Here is a 4,613-nt window from a genome sequence, read left to right on the forward strand (position 1 = left end):
CCGATCTGCACCTTATTGAAACGCATGCCTTCGATAATGCCGGCATAGTCCGTCGCGAAGAATGGCTTCACTTCTAGGCCGGTCTGCTTGTTGAGATCGTCGATCAGCGGTTGCCAGCGCTGCCTGAGCGCGGATGAATTATCGGTCGAGATGATGCCGAAGTTGATCGTCTCGGCAAGCGCTGCCTGCGAGACGAGACATGCAGCGAGCATCGCGCCGGCCAGAAGGAAACGGGCTGATTTCATCGAATGGGTCCAGGTTTGGAAAAAAACAAAAGTTGTCGGGTCAGGAGCTCGCGGCCGATGCAAATGCCGCGGATCGTGCGGATGCACCTTCCGGACGCGCTGTCGCGCGCTCCGTTTGTCGAACCGGCTCGCGCTGGGCGGCGTCGGTTTCGGTGTCGGCATCGGTCAGTAATTCTTCCGCCGCTGCGCCATACAGTTCGCGCAACAAGGCGGGGGTCAGGCTCGCGGACGGACCGTCGTACACCACGCAGCCGTTGCGCAGCGCGACCGTTCTTGCGCAGTACTTCATTGCGATATCGATCTGATGGAGCGACACGACTACCGTCAGGCCATGGTCTTCGTTGAGCGACTGAAGCAACTCCATCACGCGGCGGGAGGACTCGGGATCGAGCGATGCGATGGGTTCATCGGCAAGGACGATGCGGGCCCGCTGAACCAGCGCGCGTGCGAGCGCAGCGCGTTGCTGCTGGCCACCGGACAAGGTGCTGGCGCGCTCGTTGATGTGGTCGCCAATGCCCATTGCGGAAAGCGATGCCATTGCAAGCTCGTGCTCGTTGCGCGGAAACCGGCCGATCAAACGCCGCCACAGCGGCACGCGCGACAACGCCCCAATCAATACATTGGTGCGCACGGTGAGACGCCCGACGAGATTAAATTGCTGGAACACGAATGCGACGTCGCGACGAATCCGGCGGACTTCGCGCGCCACCTTGCCATTCTCCTGAATCGGGCGCCCGAGCAGCGTCACATGCGACGGTGCGGGGTCGGAAGCCGTGAATCCCGCAATGTGCCGCAGCAACGTGGACTTGCCTGAACCGGATGCGCCGATCAGCGCAACCATTTCGCCCTCGACCACTTTCAGGTCAATGGAGTCGAGTGCCTTGCGGCCATTGTTGAACGTCTTGCACAAACGTTCGATCCGGATTGCATCCATGATGTCCTCACTATGACGCCGGAGAATTGCAGCGTCGTAGGGATTCTAGGAAGGCAACATGACGACGCGGTGACGCTTGCAAGTCGTCTAGATGAATACACAACTGAGGCAGAAGAACACGGTCGGCAGCGCACTGGACTTCAATGTTTATTAAAAAAATCTGAATTCGGTCGCGGAGGGAAATCGGTCACACTGACGCTCGGCAAGCGTTTTGATATCTGGATAGCTCAACATTTATCTTGAGCCGGCCGGCGTGTCGTAAGACAATCACGTTTCGTCTGATGAAATTTTGAACCTGAATTTCCCGATTCGGGGGTTCATAGATTCGGCCTGGACACAGCAGTAACAGTAACAACAGAGCCGACAGCCTTCACTTGCGTGAATGAGACTGCCACAAAACGATCCGACGACATGCTTACATCTCTCCTTCCGCCGCCGGTTACGCCTGCGGTACGCCTGAGTTTTCATCGACGTTCGATGGAACTGCAGAAGCCGCTTTCCACGGTCACCATGGCCTTCACCGTCGTGGCCTTCGTGATCTTCGTGATCGCGCGCGCACACGTGACGGGCATCGAATTGCCGCTTTGGCCACGCCTGATGTGCGCGCTCGCGTTGTCGCTACTCGTGGCCGCCATTCCCCGTGCGACCTCCACTTTCGTGTTCGGCATGATCGGGGCGGCGTATGTGGTCGTGCTGCAGATCGGCGTGATGATGAACGTGACGGGCGTAGAGCAGCCGCTTTACTGGATGCTGCCCGCCGGCATGGTCGTGCCCATTTGCGCCGCGCCGCTGTGGCTCACGCCGCGGCATTTCGTGCTCGGCACGACTGCGTTCTATATAGCGGGCATCCCGTTCGTATTTTCCGTACCTTTCACGCACGACGACTGGGTGCTGTGCGCAATGTGGGTCGCCATCGGCATTCCGACCGCGACCACGTTCCATTTCGGCTTCTATTGGTTCCGGCTCAATCACTTTTTGCTGGAAGAGAAGCTCATTGCGCTCGCCGCCACCGATCCCCTCACGCAATTGCTCAACCGCCGCGCGTTCCTCGAACAAGCCGGGCAGATGCTGAGCGCGCCACGCAGCGGCGATGAGATCGTCAGCGCGATCTTCCTGGACGTCGACCGTTTCAAGTCACTTAACGATCAATACGGCCACGCACGCGGCGACGATGCCCTGCTGCAGGTCACGCAGGTCATCAAAGGGGCGATACCCCCCGAGGCAATCGCCGGCCGGCTGGGCGGCGAGGAATTCGCGGTACTGGTTCCGACCGCCGGAACGCATCAGGCTACCGAGCTTGCAGACTCCTTGCGCATCCGCATCGCAGGAATCCTGCGGCCCGATGGTTTCCTGACGGCGAGTTTTGGCGTGGCCCATCGGCGAGAACATGAGACTGCTATCGCGCTTCTCGACCGCGCAGATGAAGCATTGTTGCGTGCGAAACATGCAGGCCGCAATCGTGTGTTCGTGGAGCGGGTGAGCAGCGTTGCGCGCGTGCGGGCGACCGCCATTGACGAAGATATCGATGCAAAAGCCGATGCAACTCCCGACGCCGATTCCGTCAGGCACTGGGGACCTTTCCAACTTTCCACGCACTTCCAGCCGCTCTACAGTCTCTCGCACCAGAAGCAAGTGGGCTTCGAAGTGCTGTTGCGCGGACGCGATCACGAGGGCCAGCCGGTTCAGCCCGAGTTGTTGTTCGCGCCGCAGTCGAACCCCGATGTCATCGAGCTCGATTCGCTCACGCATCATCTGCACTTCAACAATGCGCGCAAGCGCTTGCCGCAGGACACGTGGCTGTTCCTGAACGTCGCGCCATCCACGTTCATTCAGGCGGGCTACGAGCAGACGCTTGCGAACATGGCGAGCGCAGCGGGGCTCAATCCGGGCAGCATCGTGCTCGAGATACTGGAGTCGGAAGGCGTGAGCGCGGAAGAGCTGGCGCTGGCCGCGTGGCGGTATCGTGGATGCGGATTTTTGATTGCCGTCGATGACTTCGGCGCCGGCCATTCGAACCTCGACCGCCTGCTGCGCATCCAGCCCGACTTCGTGAAGCTCGACGGCGAGCTGATTCGCGCGAAGAGCCGCGCGTCGGAGCAGCCGTTGTTATCGACCATTGTGTCGCTGCTGCATCGCGCGGATATGCTCGTGGTCGTCGAAGGGATCGAGACGACCGAAGAGCTCGTGCTTGCGGTCGAATCCAACGTCGACTTCGCGCAGGGGTTCTTGCTGGGCAGGCCGAGTGCGAACATACCGGCGGCGGACGCGGTGATGCGGCGCATCGATCATGCGTTCGATGTGATCGCCGAAGGGCGGACCGCGCGCGCGAGCCGGTTTGAAGCGCAACTGTCGCCTTACCTTGCGATGGTGAGAGCCGCGGCGGCGGCGTTATCGGACGGTGCGCAAGTCCATGAAGCCATCGCGCCGATGACCGCCTTCGCGCTTTGCCGGCGCTGCTTCGTGCTCGATCACACGGGGCGGATCGTGGGACAGGAGTTTGTGGGACAGGCCGGCCCCGGCGGTGATTTCAGGCTCGGCCCGCTGCGCTCGACGCAATCAGCGCGCTGGGATCATCGGCCGTATTACTGGAAGGCGGTAGCGAACATGGGGACGGCAGTGTTCTGCCAGCCGTATCTGTCGCTCACCAGCGGACGCGCTTCGGTCGGCGTGACAATGGCCGTGCAGCGCGACGGCGAGGTGATGGTCGTTGGCAGCGAACTCGACTGGACGTCGCCGCATCTCGCGTGGCCGGCGGGGGAATGATGGCCGCCGGGCTACTTGTGGCACAGCGGCCGCCGCGTTTAAACAACAGCCATACAGTGGTCTGACAAAGGTTATTGCTGCCGTCTGTCCAACTCCTTCGGTCACTTCGGAAACGAAGCAAAGAAAAGCGATTTTCACGCCGCGGTGTGCAAGTATCCCGGCGTATGCACATCGCCCGTCGACCTGAACAGCGCCACCGCATCGTTGAACTGCCGGCTCTGCTCTTCGAGCGGCACGGCCGTTGCCGCGGGGCTGTATTCTCCGTGTATCGTGACGGGAATAAGCTATCGATGGCTTGGATAATGGCCGCCCGCCTTACGGGGATTTACCCGCAGACCACATGGTTACGGCCACCAGCGGCTTCGGCGCGCGTGTTATTTCAGCGCGATCGCTGTTTTTGAATGCATGGATGCAATGACCGACTCGACCGCAAAGCGCTTTTCCGACCCTGAAATTGCAGGGGTTTATCGCGCGATCCACGAACGCCGCGACATGCGGCATTTCACGGATGCCCCCGTCGACGGCGATCAAATGGCGCGCTTGATCGACGCCGCGCACCATGCGCCGAGCGTCGGTTTCATGCAGCCCTGGCGCTTCGTCAGGGTTACGGACCAGAACCTGCGCGTCGCATTGCATGACATCGTGGAGACCGAGCGGCGCGCCACCGCCGT

4 protein-coding genes are annotated in these 4,613 nt (G+C 61.0%); 2 read left to right on the forward strand and 2 right to left on the reverse strand.

Annotated elements, in window-relative coordinates:
- Positions 1 to 245 (reverse strand): PhnD/SsuA/transferrin family substrate-binding protein (locus ACFFAR_RS25350; RefSeq protein ID WP_375508675.1); only part of this gene is annotated, 245 nt, incomplete at its 3' end.
- A gap of 40 nt (positions 246 to 285) precedes the next feature.
- Entirely contained in the window at positions 286 to 1,179 is an 894-nt protein-coding gene (gene phnC / locus ACFFAR_RS25355; protein ID WP_062170781.1) for a phosphonate ABC transporter ATP-binding protein, read from the reverse strand.
- A gap of 411 nt (positions 1,180 to 1,590) precedes the next feature.
- On the opposite strand from phnC, the gene ACFFAR_RS25360 reads away from it, so the two are divergent.
- Positions 1,591 to 3,942, forward strand: coding sequence for an EAL domain-containing protein (locus ACFFAR_RS25360; RefSeq protein ID WP_174364618.1), 2,352 nt, complete (start codon positions 1,591 to 1,593; stop codon positions 3,940 to 3,942).
- A gap of 414 nt (positions 3,943 to 4,356) precedes the next feature.
- Positions 4,357 to 4,613 (forward strand): nitroreductase family protein (locus ACFFAR_RS25365; protein ID WP_375508676.1); only part of this gene is annotated, 257 nt, incomplete at its 3' end.

Origin of the sequence: uncultured Caballeronia sp. (assembly GCF_964243625.1) — a bacterium.
Taxonomy (GTDB): domain Bacteria; phylum Pseudomonadota; class Gammaproteobacteria; order Burkholderiales; family Burkholderiaceae; genus Caballeronia.

What these genes read in the sequence shown, in the direction of transcription:
- phnC (WP_062170781.1), bottom strand. Translation starts at nt 1,179, where the DNA reads ATGGATGCAATCCGGATCGAACGTTTGTGCAAGACGTTCAACAATGGC.
- ACFFAR_RS25360 (WP_174364618.1), top strand. Translation starts at nt 1,591, where the DNA reads ATGCTTACATCTCTCCTTCCGCCGCCGGTTACGCCTGCGGTACGCCTG.